The organism is Bacillus thermozeamaize (assembly GCA_002159075.1).
Taxonomy (GTDB): Bacteria; Bacillota; Bacilli; order ZCTH02-B2; family ZCTH02-B2; genus Bacillus_BB; species Bacillus_BB thermozeamaize.
Map to the genome: position 1 here is coordinate 113,853 of LZRT01000010.1, position 18,268 is coordinate 132,120.

18 protein-coding genes and 4 pseudogenes are annotated in these 18,268 nt (G+C 48.4%); 5 read left to right on the forward strand and 17 right to left on the reverse strand.

Translation table 11 applies throughout. The annotated features are described in order from the left end of the window. Nucleotides 1-86: 86 nt before the first annotated feature. On the reverse strand, nucleotides 87-569 hold the full coding sequence (locus BAA01_07535) for a hypothetical protein (protein OUM90819.1): 483 nt from the start codon (nucleotides 567-569) through the stop codon (nucleotides 87-89). 323 nt (nucleotides 570-892) lie between these two features. Here BAA01_07535 and BAA01_07540 point away from each other — a divergent pair, with 323 nt between their 5' ends. Then, nucleotides 893-1,168 carry a hypothetical protein gene (locus tag BAA01_07540; GenBank protein ID OUM90820.1) on the forward strand — a complete coding sequence of 92 codons (276 nt, stop codon included), beginning with the start codon at nucleotides 893-895 and terminating at the stop codon, nucleotides 1,166-1,168. 617 nt (nucleotides 1,169-1,785) lie between these two features. Here the strand turns inward: BAA01_07540 and BAA01_07545 are convergent. From BAA01_07545 to BAA01_07565, 5 genes and pseudogenes are all read right to left on the reverse strand, one after another. Continuing rightward, nucleotides 1,786-1,992 (reverse strand): hypothetical protein, encoded by a 207-nt coding sequence (locus BAA01_07545; GenBank protein OUM90821.1) that lies wholly within the window; start codon nucleotides 1,990-1,992, stop codon nucleotides 1,786-1,788. Between the two features lie 115 nt (nucleotides 1,993-2,107). Continuing rightward, complete coding sequence (locus tag BAA01_07550; GenBank protein OUM90822.1) at nucleotides 2,108-2,344, reverse strand: NrdH-redoxin; 237 nt, start codon at nucleotides 2,342-2,344, stop codon at nucleotides 2,108-2,110. A gap of 49 nt (nucleotides 2,345-2,393) precedes the next feature. Then, nucleotides 2,394-2,675, reverse strand: a complete 282-nt coding sequence (locus tag BAA01_07555; GenBank protein OUM90823.1) for a hypothetical protein — start codon at nucleotides 2,673-2,675, stop codon at nucleotides 2,394-2,396. Between the two features lie 231 nt (nucleotides 2,676-2,906). Beyond that, nucleotides 2,907-3,449 (reverse strand): annotated as a pseudogene (locus tag BAA01_07560) (transposase). Nucleotides 3,450-3,574: 125 nt separating this feature from the next. Next, complete coding sequence (locus BAA01_07565; protein OUM90824.1) at nucleotides 3,575-4,459, reverse strand: hypothetical protein; 885 nt, start codon at nucleotides 4,457-4,459, stop codon at nucleotides 3,575-3,577. Nucleotides 4,460-4,653: 194 nt separating this feature from the next. Here BAA01_07565 and BAA01_07570 point away from each other — a divergent pair. The 3 genes and pseudogenes from BAA01_07570 to BAA01_07580 all read left to right on the forward strand — a co-directional run bounded on the left by BAA01_07570 (nucleotide 4,654) and on the right by BAA01_07580 (nucleotide 7,851). After that, nucleotides 4,654-5,636: pseudogene (locus tag BAA01_07570) on the forward strand (selenide, water dikinase SelD). 243 nt (nucleotides 5,637-5,879) lie between these two features. Next, a pseudogene (locus BAA01_07575) lies at nucleotides 5,880-6,533 on the forward strand (MBL fold metallo-hydrolase). A gap of 70 nt (nucleotides 6,534-6,603) precedes the next feature. After that, nucleotides 6,604-7,851: an MFS transporter gene (locus BAA01_07580; GenBank protein OUM90846.1), complete on the forward strand. Its 1,248-nt coding sequence runs from the start codon at nucleotides 6,604-6,606 to the stop codon at nucleotides 7,849-7,851. 217 nt (nucleotides 7,852-8,068) lie between these two features. Here BAA01_07580 and BAA01_07585 read toward each other — a convergent pair whose 3' ends face one another. Both BAA01_07585 and BAA01_07590 read right to left on the reverse strand, forming a co-directional pair. After that, nucleotides 8,069-8,851 (reverse strand): hypothetical protein, encoded by a 783-nt coding sequence (locus BAA01_07585; GenBank protein OUM90825.1) that lies wholly within the window; start codon nucleotides 8,849-8,851, stop codon nucleotides 8,069-8,071. A 24-nt stretch (nucleotides 8,852-8,875) separates the two neighbouring features. Further along, nucleotides 8,876-9,241, reverse strand: coding sequence for a hypothetical protein (locus tag BAA01_07590; GenBank protein ID OUM90826.1), 366 nt, complete (start codon nucleotides 9,239-9,241; stop codon nucleotides 8,876-8,878). A gap of 483 nt (nucleotides 9,242-9,724) precedes the next feature. Between BAA01_07590 and BAA01_07595 the strand changes: the two are divergent. Then, a pseudogene (locus tag BAA01_07595) lies at nucleotides 9,725-10,980 on the forward strand (hypothetical protein). 64 nt (nucleotides 10,981-11,044) lie between these two features. Here the strand turns inward: BAA01_07595 and BAA01_07600 are convergent. The 9 genes from BAA01_07600 to BAA01_07640 form a co-directional block, all read right to left on the reverse strand. Then, a complete protein-coding gene (locus tag BAA01_07600; GenBank protein ID OUM90827.1) occupies nucleotides 11,045-12,178 on the reverse strand; it encodes a hypothetical protein in 1,134 nt (377 codons plus the stop codon). Nucleotides 12,179-12,321: 143 nt separating this feature from the next. Continuing rightward, on the reverse strand, nucleotides 12,322-12,549 hold the full coding sequence (locus BAA01_07605) for a hypothetical protein (protein ID OUM90828.1): 228 nt from the start codon (nucleotides 12,547-12,549) through the stop codon (nucleotides 12,322-12,324). A gap of 64 nt (nucleotides 12,550-12,613) precedes the next feature. Beyond that, complete coding sequence (locus tag BAA01_07610) at nucleotides 12,614-13,009, reverse strand: sulfur reduction protein DsrE (GenBank protein ID OUM90829.1); 396 nt, start codon at nucleotides 13,007-13,009, stop codon at nucleotides 12,614-12,616. A gap of 54 nt (nucleotides 13,010-13,063) precedes the next feature. Beyond that, nucleotides 13,064-13,633: a hypothetical protein gene (locus BAA01_07615; GenBank protein ID OUM90830.1), complete on the reverse strand. Its 570-nt coding sequence runs from the start codon at nucleotides 13,631-13,633 to the stop codon at nucleotides 13,064-13,066. A 458-nt stretch (nucleotides 13,634-14,091) separates the two neighbouring features. Next, nucleotides 14,092-15,204, reverse strand: a complete 1,113-nt coding sequence (locus tag BAA01_07620; GenBank protein OUM90847.1) for a transposase — start codon at nucleotides 15,202-15,204, stop codon at nucleotides 14,092-14,094. Between the two features lie 5 nt (nucleotides 15,205-15,209). Beyond that, a complete protein-coding gene (locus BAA01_07625) occupies nucleotides 15,210-15,566 on the reverse strand; it encodes a transposase (protein ID OUM90831.1) in 357 nt (118 codons plus the stop codon). Nucleotides 15,567-15,620: 54 nt separating this feature from the next. After that, nucleotides 15,621-16,319 (reverse strand): hypothetical protein, encoded by a 699-nt coding sequence (locus tag BAA01_07630; protein OUM90832.1) that lies wholly within the window; start codon nucleotides 16,317-16,319, stop codon nucleotides 15,621-15,623. Between the two features lie 62 nt (nucleotides 16,320-16,381). Further along, nucleotides 16,382-17,101, reverse strand: coding sequence for a cytochrome C biogenesis protein CcdA (locus BAA01_07635; GenBank protein ID OUM90833.1), 720 nt, complete (start codon nucleotides 17,099-17,101; stop codon nucleotides 16,382-16,384). 23 nt (nucleotides 17,102-17,124) lie between these two features. Next, on the reverse strand, nucleotides 17,125-17,976 hold the full coding sequence (locus BAA01_07640; GenBank protein ID OUM90834.1) for a hypothetical protein: 852 nt from the start codon (nucleotides 17,974-17,976) through the stop codon (nucleotides 17,125-17,127). Nucleotides 17,977-18,268: the final 292 nt, after the last annotated feature.

Below are 18,268 nucleotides of genomic sequence, written 5' to 3' on the forward strand. Positions count from 1 at the left end.
ACAGAAGTCGCATACTTTCTCGTGACGGCAAGCCACACTTCCGGCGCTTGTCTTCCCGGAAGCCCTCGCCGCCCCAATCGCCCATGTTAAAGGGCAGATTGGATAGGGATGTAGTCGGCCTTCAAGTCTTGGAAGGCATCATGGTGAAACGGGTCGCCGCGGACACTCCGGTGTCCATTCCGCGGATAACCACGTTCTTCTTCCAGAGCTGCCAGGTGGGCGCAGTTGGATTCCTGGCCCCATTTCAAAATGTCACTCCTAGCCTTGCCCCCGGTGTCGTTGCCGTTGGCATGGACTTCGGAGAACCGGACGGGCTGTCCGGTGCGGTGGATGTGGCCGAAGCACCGCTCGATGCGGCTCCGGTTCCACGGCAGGTCGTCGTTCATCATGAGGTGCGCACGCTGAAGGTTGATTCCCTCGCCCGCCGTGTCGGTTGCAACCAACACCTGGACTCCGGGATCATGTAGGAACGCCTCCTGCGCCTTATGCCACTCCTCACGGTCTATGCCGCCCAGGATGGTGCCACGGCCTGTGGGCGGGTGTCTTCGATCCTCATTTATAGCGAGCACCTCTCCCTGCCAGTAGGCGCGTTATCCCAGGTTTCGTAGAAATTTGAAGGTGACGGTCGCCTGAACCCGTCTGGTGACGGGATCGGAAACGACGAAGAAAGGAGAACGCTACCTATAAAATCAAAGTTACACCAGATTGTGCGAAATGACCAGAGCCTGTTTTCGGCACTCGACGCCTCTCAGCCGTTGACCATCCATCTGTCTCTTCTCGACGTCATGGAAACGGTGAGGGAAGGACTCATGGTCCTAGCGGTTCTCAAAGGCAAACATCATCCGGAGCGCAAGGCCGTCGACACGGAGCGGACGAGACCACCCTGCAGGTGTTGCGGGAGCCGGGGCGAGCCGCAGAGACGACGTCGTACCTATGGCTGTACCGCACCGGACGCTACAGTCCGCCCATCGTGCTGTACGAGTACCAGAGGACTCGAGCGGCGGAACATCCGAAGGCGTTTCTGGCCGGATCTAAAGGATACCTGCATGTGGACGGGTATGCGGGGTACAACGGACTGGCGGACGTGACCTTGGTGGGGTGCTGGGCGCACGCCAGGAGGAAATTTGACGATGCACTCCTATCCCTGCCGGTAAGGAAAACGGGCTGAATCCATACGAATATCTTCGGTATCTGTTTGAACGATTGCAACGTGGATACGAACGATGCCGATATCTTGGATAGACTGTTGCCATGGTTGCCTGATCTGCCGGACTCTGTCCGCCGATGGCCATCCGGCGCCACTAAACATTGAACTGAAGAGCAGGCCCCATCGAGCAGATGCGGTGGGTCTATTTGGCGTGCCCGGAAAGCCGATAGCCACCGGCCTCGTTTGACGATTACTTTGCAACTATTTCCCAAATCCATTCCCAATTTTCTTCAACCACTCCCTTGACATTTCACTACTGGGCTTAAAGTCGATAATCGCATCACTAGGGCGCAGCCTCTTTCTTCACCAACTGCTCCTTTCTTGGTTTTCACTTCGCCCGCTTGAGACTTCCATGCCGCAAGCTGCACCACGAGGAATGAAAATAGGCTTTCAGCTAGCAGAGATTGAACAAGGTGCATAAGCAACTAAAAACCATCAAATTTCCATAAATAGCCATCTCAGATGGCTTAGGTGGGTGTTTTTTTGTTTTTGTGAACTTGAACCCCATATTTTCGGGGCAGTTCTTCCCCAGTAACTTTCTTTGTTGATCAATCCGATCATCAATCGTCCGTCAATCGTCAATCGTCCGTCAATCGTCCGTCTTTTTTTAATACCCGCAGCGCTTCCGCAACGACTTTCTCAGGATTCTCAACAAATTCCAAAACAATATTGCCAATCACAAGATCGAACGTTTCACGGTCAAAAGGAAGCCGGTTAATGTCCGCTTGAATCCAATGGATTGCAAGATCTTCCTGCTGTGCTTTTTCCCGTGCTTTGGCCAGCATTTCCGAGGACAGATCGATTCCGGTAATCTAAAAATGACCCGCAGCATCATTGCGTATCATCGGGGTGCTCCTATTATCCTTTTTCCACCGGCAGGTTTTGCATCGCGAGGGCCATTTATTGCGAAATTTGTTCCAACGCACGTTCCAGGGCGCTAGGGTTGTACCCCACAACGATTGTGCCGTTGACGTCGATGACTGGCACGCCCGTTTGGCTGCTCTTGAAGACCAACTCTGCCATGCGTGCGGGATTTTGTGCAATGTCCACCTCTTCGTAAGAAACGCCCTTTTGATCGAGATACTGTTTGGCCAATCTGCACCAGCCACAGCTGGATGTGGTGTAGACGACAACCATGCACAACGCCTCCTTTCCCGGCCATGCGGTCTAAGCCCGATGCCCTCATTCATCTTGTTTTCCGACTCGCCATTTGACCGCTTGAATGCCATAGGGAGCCAACGTTTTGAACAACACTTGTTCCACCTGTTCCGCCGTTGCGCTCGGCCACCGGATGTTGATTCCACGTCAACCAGGCGGTGGCTCCTTCGAAATCGATGGCTGCCAACTGCGTCCCCGGTGCGATGGGGTTGACCAGCCCTTGGGGACGAATGCGGCACTGCAATTGCACCGCAGTAATTCGCGGAGTTTTGACCCCGGTGGGATTGTCGCAGGTTACTTCCTGCGGCACAATGGTCTCCCCTGGCAAAAAATGATAGTGTCCCGTCAAGTGGTGGAAATTCTGCTATAGAGACAGAAAGGCGATATTATTCCTGGAAAGCAGGCGATGGCGCAGGCAATTCGGTAGTTTTGCCGGTTAGTTGTCTCATGGACTCCAGGCTGAAATATCGGCGGCCAACAGACCATTCGTCCTGCTGTTCCAGAAGAATGGCTCCGACCAGTCGTATCACCGAATCGCGGACAGTTCGTCCACCACACGCTGCAACTGGCTTTTGGCCGCCTCGTAAGACGGTTGAGCGAAAATTGTCCGGATGATCGCCGACACCATCCCTTGCGACGTTTTCGGCACCTGGCTGAGGATATTACGCATGACATGCACGCGGCGGCAGCGTTGCCAGGTCGCCCCCGTCAGCACTTGTTCAATCGCTTGTTTCAGCCCTTCGTGCGCATCGCTGATGACCAGCTCCACGCCGCGCAATCCTCGCGCCACCAATCGGCGTAAAAAGTCGGTCCAGAACGCACCATCCTCGCTAAGCCCAATGTCAAACCCCAGCACTTCCCGTTCTCCGTTGTCGCGTACACCAATCGCCAAAACCAGGGCCATGTTACGCACCCGTCCGCCTTCGCGCACCTTGGGAAACGTCGCATCCAGCCAGACATAAGGGTAAGCCCCATCCAGCGGCCGTTCCTTGAAATGAAGCACCACCTCGTCCAGTTCCTTGCAGATGCGCGACACCTCGCTTTTGCTGATGCCGCGCATTCCCAACGCTTCCACAAGCTCATCGTCACCTCAACAACCATCCCAAAACCCGCAAACAAAACACTTCCACTTTCCGTTCCACCAAGTAGTTCGTGACGACATACAAGATATGACGTTTTTTCATATCTCATTGATTTTTCCCTGACATCTTACACGGCCACCTTTTTTAAATAGGATGTAAACATGAGAACGGCCGGAGAAGGATAAATTCCTTTTGGATGAACAATATGAAATTGGCGGGAGGGTCTTAATTCTTCCCCGTCAATCACAACTATCGCACCGCATTTCACTTCCAACTCGATCGTTCGTTTCGAAAGAAAACTGATCCCTGCACCGGAAATAACCGCTTGCTTGATCGCTTCCGTAGAATTTAATTCGATCGTGGGCGGGAGCTTCATTTGATGTTGTTGAAAATGGCGTTCTATTGTAAATCGGGTGTTCGAACCTCGACTGCGAAGGATCAATTTTTCGTTTGCCAGATCCTTTAGGGTAACATGTTCTTTTTTGGCGAGCCGGTGTTTAGGCGGAACAACCAGAACCAATTCATCCCGCAAAAACGGCTCGACAAAGAAACTGCCGGTTGATATGGGACCTGCACAAACAGCAATATCCAGTGTGTGTTGTTTCAGTTTATGCAGGATCTCCTCACTCGATTGAACGTCAAGACTGATCTGAATCCCAGGATATCGCTCCGAGAATTTCATGATGGCAGGAGCAATAAAGTAATTCCCAATCGTAGTGCTCGCACCAATCCGCAGCGAACCTGTTTCCAGATTTTTCATTCCCACCATCACAGACTTCGTTTTTTCTACCAGAGACAAAATTTGCTCACTCATATTAAACAAAATCTTGCCTGCGTCTGTGAGCTCAATATTTCGTCCTGCCCGGTGAAACAACTTAAGCCCAAAAAACTGTTCTAAAGATTCAATTTGACGTGAGACGGCAGGCTGGCTGATGTTCAGTTCTTCAGCAGCACGAGTAAAATTCATGTGCTTTGCAACATGATAAAATGTATGCAGCTGATAAAAGTCCACCGATAACACACCCTTGAATCATGAATCATACCAAACTGTATCATTGTACATTTAATGATTTTTCCATACTATTCAATTATAATTCCTTTATAATCAAGCGAAGTTTCAAATGTAAATTAGGGGGAAAAAACATGAACTTGGAACCGGATGTACGACTGACCTCCCTCTCTCCCGGAGCGGGCTGAGCTTGTAAAATCGGTCCATCCGATCTTGCGCAAGTTTTGCGCTCAATTTCCCATCAGGATCATCAAGATGTCATCGTGGGCATCGGTGATGATGCCGCCATTGTGAAACCCCAGGGACAACAATCGCTGGTTCAAACCATAGACTATATCAGCCTTTCGTGAACGATCCTTACGCATTTGGCCAAGTGGCCGCCGCAAATGCATTGAGTGATATTTATGCAATGGGGGGAGTCCCCTGTTTCGCCTTGAATATCATTGGCTTTCCAATCCATACGTTGCCTATGCGCATGATGCAAGAAATATTGCAGGGCGGTGCGGATAAGCTAAGTGAAGCGGGAGTATCCATTATAGGAGGGCATTCGTATGAAGACCATGCCCCTAAATACGGTCTGTGCGTAACCGGTTATATTGATTCGGAACAATATGTCACGAAAAAAGGAGCAAAACCAGGCGATATACTCGTCTTGACAAAGCCGATCGGAATTGGTGCAGTGACGACAGGAATCGATCTGCAACTGACCACCCCTCTTTTGGAAGAAAAAGTGTTGGAAATTATGACGGCCCTGAATCAAGGAGCCTCCGCAGCAATGATGAAGGTTGGAGTCCATTCATGTACAGATGTCACCGGATTTGGTTTGTTGGGGCATCTTTATGAAATGGTGACCGCCAGTTCAGTATCCGCCGAGATCCGGTTTTCCAGTATTCCTTATATCCCGGAAGCTTTAGACTTCATTGAGAAGGGAGCCATTTCAAGCGGCACGAAGAATAACCGGCGTATGCTTGAAGACAAGATTGATTGGGACTCCAACATTTCGGACACAGTCAAGTGGCTTCTCTACGACGCACAAACTTCGGGCGGTTTGCTGATGGCGGTTCCTCCTGAAAAAAAAGGAGCGCTTATATCGGAGTTAAAGAAAGAGAAATGTTTAGCGTTCGCAGAAATTGGCGAAATCCTCCCTGAGGACGAAACACCACTCCGTGTGGCAAAATAAAGCAAATGGCATCTCAACGCAGCCCATGTGAGGCTGCTTTTTTATTATAACAACAATGATAACAAATATGCATGATGAAATTCGATATATGCATTTTTCGCATCGTTCGTTTTGGGTAATAATAAAAAATGAAACACAACCAAAGGAGAGTTCGAAATCATGATTTTGCGCCAATTTTTGCATCAGGATCCTGTGGCTATTTCATATCTGTTCGGCTGAGGGAGGAAAGCCTTAGGCGCAGTGGTGGATCCACTGGGGGATGTTGATTTTTATATCGAAGAAGCAAAAAAAGTTGGCATGAACATTACCCACGTGTTTGACACTCACGTTCATGCTGACCACTTTTCGGTTGCAAGGGAACTGGCTGAAGCTACGAATGCAAAACTGATCATGTATAAAGATACTCCTGCACAATATCACTTCACAAAAGTGGATGACGGAGACAAGATCATATTGGGTAATGTGGAAATTCAAGTAATGTTTACACCGGGGCACACTCCTGAGCATATTTGCCTTTTGGTAACGGACCATGCAAGAGGTCCCGAACCTTGGTTTTTGATTACCGGCCATACCTTGATGGCGGGGGATGTGGGCCGCACAGAATTAGCTTCTCAGGCTGAAGATGGAGCCCGGGCCTTGTATGACAGTTTATTCAATAAATTATTAAAGCTGCCTGATTATATTGAAATTCTTCCTGGTGCATACGCAGGATCGCCTTGAGGGCGTGCATTGAGTGGAAAGGTCTTTTCCACAATCGGTTTTGAAAAAAAGTTCAATAAAGCCCTTCAAATCCAAGACAAAAACGATTTTGTTCATTTCATGCTGCAGGATCTGCCTCCACGGCCAGAGGGATTTGATGTGTATCGAAAGACCAATATGGGTTTGCTGAAGCGTTAACCCCAAGGATCACTTGGGGTTTTATTTCAAATTCCCAGACTTCAGGCAATGGAAAACATGGGTGATGTACATGAAAAATGCAGGAAAAAAGGATCCAATCAGTATCGGACTAAAGGAAAACAGCATTCCCTTTATCCTTCTGGTCATCGTCAATCTGTTTGTAGGATCGATGGTCGGATTGGAAAGAACCGTACTGCCTCTGATCGGTGAACAAATTTTTGGTTTGGCATCTGCCAGTGCCGCCCTTTCGTTCATCATTAGTTTTGGATTTGCAAAAGCCATTGTCAACTTTTTTGCGGGCCGCCTTGCGGATCGCATCGGACGCAAACAGGTGCTCATCATCGGCTGGATCTTTGGGCTCTTTGTTCCTTTGCTCGTGATCTGGGCCAATTCCTGGTGGTGGATCGTTCTGGGGAATATTCTCCTTGGACTCAACCAAGGTCTTACATGGTCGATGACGGTCAACATGAAAGTGGATTTGGTTAAACCTGATCAAAGAGGACTGGCGATTGGCCTCAACGAGTTTGCAGGTTATACCGGGGTCGCTTTAACCGCAATGGTTTCCGGTTATATTGCCTCTGTTTACTCCCTACGTCCCGAACCGTTTTATTTGGGGCTGGTTCTGGCTTTCGTCGGGCTAGGATTATCGTTTTTTGTCAAAGACACGGATGCCTATCTCAAGCTTCAGGCCATGCAACAAAAACAGCCGGCTGCTGAATTGAAGATGTCCACAAAACAAGTGTTCAGACAAACGACTTGGGCAGACAAATCGCTTTCCAGTTGCAGTTTTGCCGGACTTTCCACCAATTTAAAAGACGGCATGGCATGGGGCTTGTTCCCGCTTTTCTTTTCGGAAACCGGACTATCGGTAAGTGAAATCGGGATCATCGTATCCCTTTATCCGGCAGCATGGGGGTTTTTTCAATTGTTTACAGGTGCGCTCAGTGACCGCATGGGGCGTAAATGGATGATCGCTTTCGGGATGTGGATACAAGCATTTTCCATTTGGTGCATTCTTTTTTCAAATTCTTACATCATGTGGCTCGTCAATGTCATCCTTTTGGGTCTCGGAACCGCGATGGTTTATCCCACATTGCAAGCCGCGATTAGTGACGTGGTGCATCCTGACTGGCGCGCTTCCGCAATGGGGGTTTATCGGCTGTGGCGTGACAGTGGATACGCGTTTGGAGCCTTAATCGCTGGTATATTAGCAGACATTTTGAATGTTGCCTGGGCAATTGGATTCGTCGCATTCATCCCTCTATTGGCAGGACTTGTTGTGTCGGTTCGCTTGAGGGAAACATTAAAAAAGATATAAAAATAATTTTAATATTGTGATTAATCCATTAAAAAGAACGATCTCGGCTGTCCGCTGAGGTTGTTACTGTTTTCCGTTCCCCAGTCTCCAGCAGATGGATCTCACCTGTATCGTAATACATCCGGCAGGTTAATATAAGTCATAAACGTCAAGTCGAAGAATACCAATTCTCATCATGCACATGAGATATGCAATCCTCTACCCCTGCCCCCTACACTCAGTTTAGAATAGACCACCAAATGTTGACCGCTGTGGCGAGGATCAGAATGGAAAGAATGGCTTGTAAAAACTTCGTATTGACAATTTTACTCACATGAGCCCCGAGGGGCGAACCAAGCAGGCTGGCAACAACCATGATCACAGCAGGCCAGAACAAGACTTGACCGGTAGCGATTTTTCCTACTGTCGAACCAATCGAGGAAATGAACGTAATGGCCAAAGAGGTGGCTATGGCCACTCTGGTCGGAATTTTTAAAATGACTAACATCACAGGAACGAGGATAAAAGCTCCTGCCGCGCCGACAATACCGGCCAGTGCTCCAATCAAAAACGCTGAACTTGCGGCAATCAATTTGTTAAAAGTGACTTGTTCGGGCGGGACTTCATCCAGCCCTTCCTTCTTTGGCACGAACATCATGATGGCGGCGACCGATGCGAGAAATGCATAGACAACATTGATTTGCTCGCCAGACAAAAACTTCGATCCATAACTTCCGACGAAGCTGCCAAGCAAAATGCTGACACCCATATAAAAAATCAAACTTTTGTTCAAATAACCTCCTTTTCGGAACACCCAAATGCCACCCAACGCAGCGAACAATACTTGAACCGCGCTAATGCCCGAAACTTCATGGGCACTATACGCGGCAAAGCCGAGTAGGGGAGGAATGTACAGCAACATCGGATATTTGATAATGGAACCACCGATTCCAACCATGCCCGAAATAAAAGACCCGATAAAACCGATTAAAAATACCGTCAACGCCAATCCCCATGTCATAGCTGATCTTCCTTTCAAGCTTAACTATTTCCACATCATCATTCCTCCGGACAAATTGTACAACCTTCGATAACCCATCCTGCTCAATTTACGGGCAGCCTGCATGCTTCTGTTTCCAGAACGGCAGACCAATACGATTTCTTCGTCTGGTGACAATTCTTTCCGCGCCACAAAGGCAATACGGCCAAGCGGAATATTGACAGCGCCTTGGATATGTCCCGATTGAAATTCATAAGGTTCCCTGACATCCACGATTTTGATTTTTCCCCCCTTCCCCATCTTCTCTCGCAATGTCTCCGCATTGATATTTTGCACCCCCGGCACAGGTTTCAAGCGTAAAAAAAGCCACAGGACAACGAGCCCCAGAAGGACATATTGCAACCAATCCAATCTAATTCACCTCATTTTTTTAGACATCAAATAGTCAAAGAATCATAAGATAAATATATACCCGTATGGGTATATTGTCAAGAAATAAAAAAAGATAGGGTCAATGACCCACCCTTACTTCTTCAAACAACGCATGATCTGGCCAGGGTTGAAGCCAATAGTCCAATGGCCGTTTACGTTTAGTTGCGGTACTGCCAGCATGCCTGTAGCGCGATAGACCGTTTCCTGTTTCTGAACTTCAACCGTCAAGTCGACCTCTTTATATGGGATTCCTTTCTCCGAAAGGAAGCGTTTTGCGGTAGTTTTGTAAAGATTCTAAGCTACATATTTTCAGTTTCCTTGGACAAAATAAAAAAAATGTCAAAAAAGGGGATAAGCATGCAACAGATGACAAAAAGAACAATAATCCTTTTGCTGATGATATCGATCATATCAGCCTTCACCCATTGTCCATTCGCGCAAGCAAGTCCTAAATCATTTGTCATCCACGAAATCAAACCTGGCGACACCCTGTGGTCGATTGGAAAACGATACGGCCAACCCATTCAAACGATTAAAAGATTAAACGGCTTGACCCTGGATCAATTGGTACCGGGCCAACCACTCTTGATACCCGGCAACACCTACATGGTGACAGCAGGTGAATCCCTGTGGGACATTGCCATCCGTCACGCTGTCCCTGTTTGGCAATTGGCCCAAGAAAATAAAATTAAAGATCCACAAAATATCTCCCCCGGAACCAAAATAAAAATCCCTCAAATTCCACACAGGTCAATCATGACCGGTGGATATATCGTTCCCCGGGGACGTGAGGCCGATCTTGCAACGGTTGATCGTTACCAATCTCTTGTAACGCAAGTGGGTGTATTTGAATACCATCCGGATTGGAATGGCAATCTCAGTAGTTTGTACGCAGATCATATCATTAAAAAACATGGATAAAACACTCCATCCCCTTTGCCGTTGTCACCAATTTGAGCGAAAAAGGATTTGATCGGGATTTGGCCCATCACCTTTTGACCAACCCGGCCAAGCGAAAACAGTTGATTCAAAACATTGGACGGGTTTTGCGGGAACACGATTATAAAGGGGTAAACATTGACTTTGAAGGGGTTGCTCCTGCGGATCGGCAAGCATTCAGTCAATTCATGGAAGAGCTGGCCAAAAAATTAAAGCCTTCCGGTTTCTTGATTTCCGTTGCCGTACCGCCGAAGCAAGCCGATCATTACCCCCAATACAACGACGCATACGATTATAAAAAACTGGGGCAAATCGCCGATTCTATTTTTATCATGACATACGACTGGCATTGGCTGGGAGGAGCTCCCGGACCAATCGCTCCCATACAACAAGTTCGATCAACGTTAGACTACGCCGTCAAAGCGATTCCCAAAAACAAAATCTACCTAGGGATTGCCATGTACGCGTATGATTGGACCCACTTGAAGGGAGGAAAATTTGAAGGACGTGCCTATGCGCAACAAAACGCCATCAACAAAGCTGCCACATTGGGCAGTCCCATTCATTATGATTTCGCTTCGCGATCTCCCTACTTTTTTTATACGGAAAAAAATGGACAGATACATGAAGTTTGGTTTGAGGACGCCCGTAGCATCTGGAGCAAGTACCGATTAGTGACAGAATATGGCATTGCTGGCATGGGAGGCTGGCAGTTGGGGCTGTCTTTTCCGCAGGCTGAAAGGCTGTTACAAGCCCGTTTCAACATTCAAAAGCCATAACTCAAACCATCGAATACGAAAAAAGAGCTGATAGAAAATACGCCTATCAGCTCTTTTACTTGCGCTAGGCCGTGTGGTGGACGGCGCAGCGGTTTGGACCGATTTCCAGTTCGGTCATTTCTTCTTCTGTTTTAAATACCAATCCTTTGTTGATGGAGACGATTTCTTTATAGTTAGGCGGCTTAATCGATTCCGCCGATTTCGATACATGTTTGATGAATTCCTCTTTGGTGACATTTTGCATGATGAGGTTTTCTTTCCGGATTTTGCCCAAATATTCACCAATTACGCCATCTTGATTCATCTCTTTTTCAAGGTCGGCGTAGTGCGCTGGTAGGACTAGCACGTCATCGGCAATATCGGACACTTTCTCATAAATCGTGTGATACAGATCTTCTGCCCATTCTTCAACCTTTTCACCCAGATCCGGGCGCCCCAGCCCACTGACAAAGATGGTATCCCCGGAAAACAGCAACTTGTCATTGACAAAAAAGGAAACACTGCCTGGTGTGTGGCCCGGCGTTTTAACGGCCAGCACCTGCACCTCTACATTCTCAAAACGAATTCGTTCATGATTTTCCAAAGGTTCAAAATCAAATATAGCACCTTCGCTTTTCATCAGGTAATACGTGGCTCCCGTTCGTTTGCTCAGCTCCAGGCCACCGGAAATGTGGTCCGCGTGCAAATGAGAATCTACGATGTGCGTAATGCTTACTCCTTCATCCTTAGCCACTTGGATATACTCATCGATAAAACGAATCGGATCGACAACCATTGCTTCGCGTCCGGAGATCACCATGTACGACAGACAACCCTTGCCCACCCGGACGAATTGGTACACCTTGATGTCCTCATCTTGGTAAATCAAACGTTTATATAAATGAGTGCTCCAAGCCTTCATACCGCCCTTGAGGTAAGCCGTTTGATAACCTGCTTTGGTCAATTCTTCCGCTACCATACGCGAAGCGCCTTCTTTGGCGCAGACCACCAACACTTCACGATCTTTTGGAATCCGATCCAGATAAGGTTCAACCCCACCCAGCAATTCAAAATAAGGCAGGTTAATGGAGGTCACTGTTTCCCCTTCAATTTTCCAATCCGCATACTCGTCCGCGTTGCGGACATCCACGATGAACAATTCTTTTTTGCTTAAAATGCGATCCACCACTTCGGCAGATGTCATTTCCCTGACACTCATTTTTCGATAACCCTCCTTCATTTTACATCCGACATATACCCCATTGGGTAATTATATAATATACTGTATAGGGTATATTGTCAACCTATGAGAAGGACATCCGATCGAGTCCTTTGTTCGGATGCCCTTTTCATCTCTACCGGTCATGCTTTTTGGATCCAGAATTTGAATCGGCCATTTTCCTCAGCTTGCTTCAACAATACATGACCTGCCGTTTTGGCCCATGCGGGGATGTCTTTTACAGCGCCCTTATCAGTGGCATGAACTTCCAGGATTTGTCCGGATTCCATTTCATCCATTGCTTTTTTGCTTCGGACAACCGGCATCGGACAGGATAAGCCTGTCGCATCCACCACTCTATCGCTCTTCATGCATCAATCCTCCTTAATTATGATTTGATGAAAAGAATTGTGTTGTATGCCCGTATTCCACCTGTTAAAAAGTGAGCGTAACATCTGCATCATAGGCAAAATCGAGAAACGTGGCGGCGCCACCCACTTCAATCCCGTCAATAAAGTCTTTTTCTGTAAGGTTCATGACATCCATGGTCATTTGGCAAGCAATGAAACGAACACCCATGTCCTTGGCCATTTGAACCAACTCTTCGATCGAAGGGATGTTGGCTTTGGCAAACCCTTCTTGCATGTGCTCTTTGCCTGCGGGCATTGGCAACTGTTTGTGGGCCTCCTTGTGAATCAAATTTAATCCTTCAAATGTGAAAAAGATACTTACTTCAGCATCCGTTGCAGCAGCGGCTGTAGCAATATTGAATACTTTATAGGCATCGAACAACCCGCCATTTGCAGCAATAATCGCCACTTTTCTTCCCATAACAAAATCCTCCTTTGGATATTGTAATATTTAGATGTTTTTTTGATTCATCATTTACACATCTTTCTCAACAGGTCCGGTCCACTGTGACATGCCGGGAATCACCTTCCGGACATGTTTGAACCCTTTCTCGTCAAGGATTTTGGCAGCAATGTCACTGCGGTTACCCGTACGGCATATGACGTAAATTTCCTTATCGGGGTTGAGTTCATGCAGGCGGTTTTCAAGTTCACCCAGGGGAATGGACTTGGCACCCGGAATGTGGCCAAAGGCGTATTCGGCTGGCTCACGCACATCAAGTACGGTAATATTCTCGTTGCCCAACTTTTGTGCGAGCTCTTCATTTTGGGTAGTATGGGGATACTTCGTTTCCGGCTTCACTTCATGAGGATCAGCCTTACGAACATAATGAATCATAATATCTCCTTCTTCCCTAGTTCCTAAATAATGATGCCCCGTGTTTTTTGCCCAAGCCTGCAAATCGGCAAGAGAGCCACGGTCCGTCGCTCGGATTTCCAAAACTTGACCGGGCTCCATCTCTTCGATGGCTTTTTTTGTCCTGACAATCGGCATCGGGCAGGATAAACCTTGGCAATCCAAGACAGCATTAGCCTTAATCGGCATCATCGTCCCTCCTTGGACACTTGTCAAACTCTGTATTATAGTGTTCATATTTTAAGTCTCGTTTATTCTTAATACCCATACCCCTATAGATATGTTACTGATTCGCCATCTTTTTGTCAAATGTGGTTAAGCTGAATTAGAAAATCACTGCAGTTCTGCGGGTCTCATTTACATACCAATAGGCACATCTGTTCCCTTTTGTGTCAAGATTAACGCTTAATTCGACAAAGCAAATTAAAAGGCCGGCTCCAGACTCTCGAGCCGGCAAAGAATTCGGATAAGATCTTTAGCAGTGCAAGTTCCATTTTCTTCAATGTCGGCCGGTTGGATTTCTTTGTTAACCCTAAGGTTGACACTCCGCACGGCTAAAGCCGTGGGATTCTTGGGAGCACTCCCGCAACCGGGAGTTCTGCCTTGCGGCACCAAGCGATCCCCGTGTGTCCCACGGTTGAGCCCGCTCAAGCGGACAGACAGCGCAAGCCTTCTTGCAGAATGTTTCTTGCGGCGTTGACATCCCGGTCGTGGATTTCGCCGCACGCCGGACATGTCCACTGTCGGACAGACAAGTCCTTGGTCTTCGTGTTTCGAGCCCCGCATCGAGAGCAAAGCTGGCTGGACGGAAAATCAGGCGACACAACCACTACTTGCCGTCCGTACCACTTTGCTTTGTACTCCAACTGCCGCCGGAATTCTGACCAACTGGCGTCGGCGATGCTTTTCGCCAGACGGTGATTCTTCTGCATGTTATGCACCCGCAGGTCCTCCAGGCAGATCACTTGGTTCTCGCGTATCAGCCGGGTGGACAGCTTGTGCAGGAAATCCATCCGGGCGTTGCGCACCTTCTCGTGTAACCGGGCCACTTTTAACCTGGCCTTCTCCCGGTTCTTTCCTGCAGGCTTCCGCCGGGAAAGAATCCGCTGCCAGCGTTTCAGTTTCTCTTCGAGCGTCCGAAGGTGTCGAGGGTTCGGGATCTTCTCTCCGGTACTGAGCACAGCGAAATCCAACAGCCCCAGGTCAATGCCAACCCGGTTGTTGGACGGCAAAAGCGGCTGAATCTCCGTATCCACCAACACAGAGACGAAGAATTTACCCGAAGGCGCCAGACGCACCGTGGCCGAGAGAATGCGTCCCTGCACTTCCCTGGATTTGGCGAGCTTCACCCATCCTACCTTCGGGAGTCGAATCCGGTTGCCCTCGATACGGATGGTCGCTTTGTCATTATCTTTGCCGTTACGTTTGGACGTGTAGGACTGCTTCGGGTGTTTCTTGCTCTTGAAGCGCGGGTAGCCTTTCTTCTCCCGGAAGAACCTCTGAAAAGCGTCGTCCAGCTCTTCCACCGTCCGTTGCAAGGCCGTGGAATCCACTTCTTGAAGCCAGGGGAACTGTTCTTTCAACGCGGGCAATTCCCGCATACAGGCGTATTGGTTCAGGGTGGTTCCATCCCGTTCATAGGCATCTTTCCGGCGGGCGAGAAAGTGGTTATATACAAATCGGCAGCACCCGATGGTGCGCCGAATTTGCTGTTCCTGTTCTTTTGTCGGATAGAGACGGAAGGAATAGGCTTTGTGCACCTCGTTCACCCGCGCTTCTTCTGGGCTTCGACATACCGGCGGATCGTATCGCTGGACACGTTTCCTGCGGTACTCACAAAGAAGGAACGCGTCCATAGACTGGGAAGGTCTCTTAGATGCGGAAATTCTTCACGCAGTCGCCTGGATGTGAATCCCTTGATCGTCGCCATCATTCTGGAAGGCGAATCTGTCGGAAGACAATGGAGAAACAAATGAACATGATCCGGCATGACTTCCATCGCAAGAATCAACCAGTCGTTTTGAGCGCAAATCTTGCTAACCAGTTCCTTGAACCGTGATTCCACTTGACCAACAAGAACTTTCCGCCGGTACCGCGGACAGAACACGAAATGATAGTTGATGAGCGATACGGTAGTTTTTGTGCAGGTGTATCAGGCTTTTACATAGAATCGGAATTACCTTTGTTCAATTAATTCCTGAAACATCACCTCCAGCCGTCCCCGTGTCGTGATCCCGATCAACTTGTGCCGGATGATCCCATCCTTGTCGATGAAATAAGAGGTCGGGATGGATAACACCTGGTAATCTCGCGCAACACTCCCCTTCTGATCCAATAAAACCGGAAACGCAAATCCATGTCGCTGAGCAAACGCCCGGGCACCCTCGATCGTATCTTGGTTCGTCAAATTCACCGCAAAAATTTCGATCTGTTCTTTGTATTTTCCGTACAAATACACCAGGTCGGGCGCCTCCAGCTCACAAGGCGGGCACCAGGAGGCCCAGAAATTCACCACGACCGGCTTCTGTCCTCGTAATTCACGCAATGGATAGGTTTGTCCATCCATTCCCTGTAATGTAAAATCAGGCGCCTGACTGCCGACAGCAGGCCCCTCTTCGACCCACGCAAAATCTCTTGGAAGCCGCGTGTCCACCTCACCCAACTCCAATTTCAGACCTTCCCCTCCCTCTATCTGACCGGCAGAAGATGTCTCTGCCTCATCCTGCGTATCTGTTTTTCTTTGCGCATGGTCCTCACTGGCAGGACCTTGGGGCCATTGTTGAGGGCCTGCTTCGTTGGACTGCAGCCGTTCACCGGCCACCCAGATCACACCCACCACCAAACCCAGTAAGATCAATCCCTGCCACCACTTCACGCACATCCCTCCTCGCTTCTGTCAACAAGAAATTGAACACCAGGAAAAACCCGACCCTCCATTTAGAACCCTGAAAAACCTCCATACAATTGAATGAGCCAAACTGTAATTCGCGACATTTGATCCGTCATAAGCAAGATCCCGACCAGGATCATCATCGCTCCGCCAATCCGCATCAAGGCCTGTGTATGTCTGAGCAACACCTTCAACTTGCCAAGGAAAAAGGACATCAGGAAAAAGGGCAAGGCAAACCCCAGTACATATACCGCGATCATCCATACACCCTGTGAAGGGTTGGTCGCGCCAAGCATCAGCACCGCAGTCAGAATCGGCCCGATACAGGGTGTCCAACCGGCAGCAAAGGTGACACCAATCAGCATCGAACCTATGTATCCAAGCGGTCGGTTGCGAAACTGAAAGCGACGCTCTTGCATCAGCCAACTGTTGTTAAATAAACCCATCATCAGCAGCCCCATCAGAACGATCACCGCACCACCAATGATCTGCAGCCATGTCTGATACTGAAGAAATAACTGGCCAATCAGGCTGGCCGACAATCCTAAAGCAAAAAAGATCACAGAAAAACCAAGGGTGAAGCTCAGGGTATGGAGCATAGCCTGCCGTTGTCGCCAAATCCCCGCCCCGCCCTGTTGAATCTGTTCCACGGAAACACCCGTTATGTAAGACAGGTATGATGGATACAGCGGTAACATACAAGGCGAAACAAAAGAAAGCACGCCTGCCAAAAAAGCCAGCCAGATGGTTACTTCCGAGGTCAGCATTTCTTGCCCTCCTCCCATGTTGTTTAACTTAACGTACAACTGGCCATTCCGATGATGACCAAAAACAGTCCAGAAAACAGTAAAGCTTTCCTACCCACCCAGATAAAACGAACCCTATATCCCGAATCTAACAATCGCAAAATGCGCACATCGAGTGAGGAGGTAAAATGGGCTACTGTCATCCCCATCTTCATCCACGTCATCTCTTGCCGCTTTTTCACCATCTTTAAAATGGCAGAACCCAACGCATGAGAAGAACCCATTTTTTGTATCACGAACTGATCCGCCATCAACTCACGAAGGAGCCGGTAACTTCTGACCAGTTCGCCGATTACCGGCAAATATTGCATACTCCGGGCTAAGGTTTGAACAATCCACATTTTCAATGGATCCCGATGTTTCTGATGGAACGCCTCATGATGTAACACCGCTTCCAGCTCTTCTTCATTCAATACTTTCAATAAACCGGAGGTAACGACGATCTTCGGACGTATCAAGCCCAAGGTAAAGGCTGCGGGCAGTGAATCCTCAAGACCAAAAACGGAACCAATCCCTGCTTGCCGAACTCTTGGCGGCAGCATGTTCGCCGGAATAGGATAAAGACGACGAATCATCCGGCGGGTTGCAGACCACTGTTGCCAACTTCGAACCATCCATTGCCAAAATGTATAGATCACCGCTAACAAGATCAGCAGTTTCATGCCCAAGTGCAACCAAACCTGATCCCGGATTTGAGAGTAGCAAAAGGAAAGCCATGGGATCTCCAAGGAACTTCCTGACCAGAGGCGAAACAGATAGGTGAGTTCAACCGAAAGAATGAAGAAAGCAAATAAAAAAGCGGAAGAAAACAGGATTGGCGTACGAAACCTATACATCTGGACCATCCTTTACAAATTGTGGGATGTATACGGTAACCTAAAACTACGCCACTGCGCTCATTGAAAAATCCCCCACCCTATCAGATAATCCTCACAGAGCGAATATTAGCGATGTGGGGGCGGGGAGAGATGATTCAATTGATCCAGAAGCAAAACATCCTTATCATGCACTACCGGGAGGGGAAGTCTCAACGAGAAATCGCGAGAATCACAGGCATCGATCGGAAAACGGTCGCAAAATACATCAAGCAATATGAGCAGCAACGAAAAGAGTTGGAGAAAAGTCGCT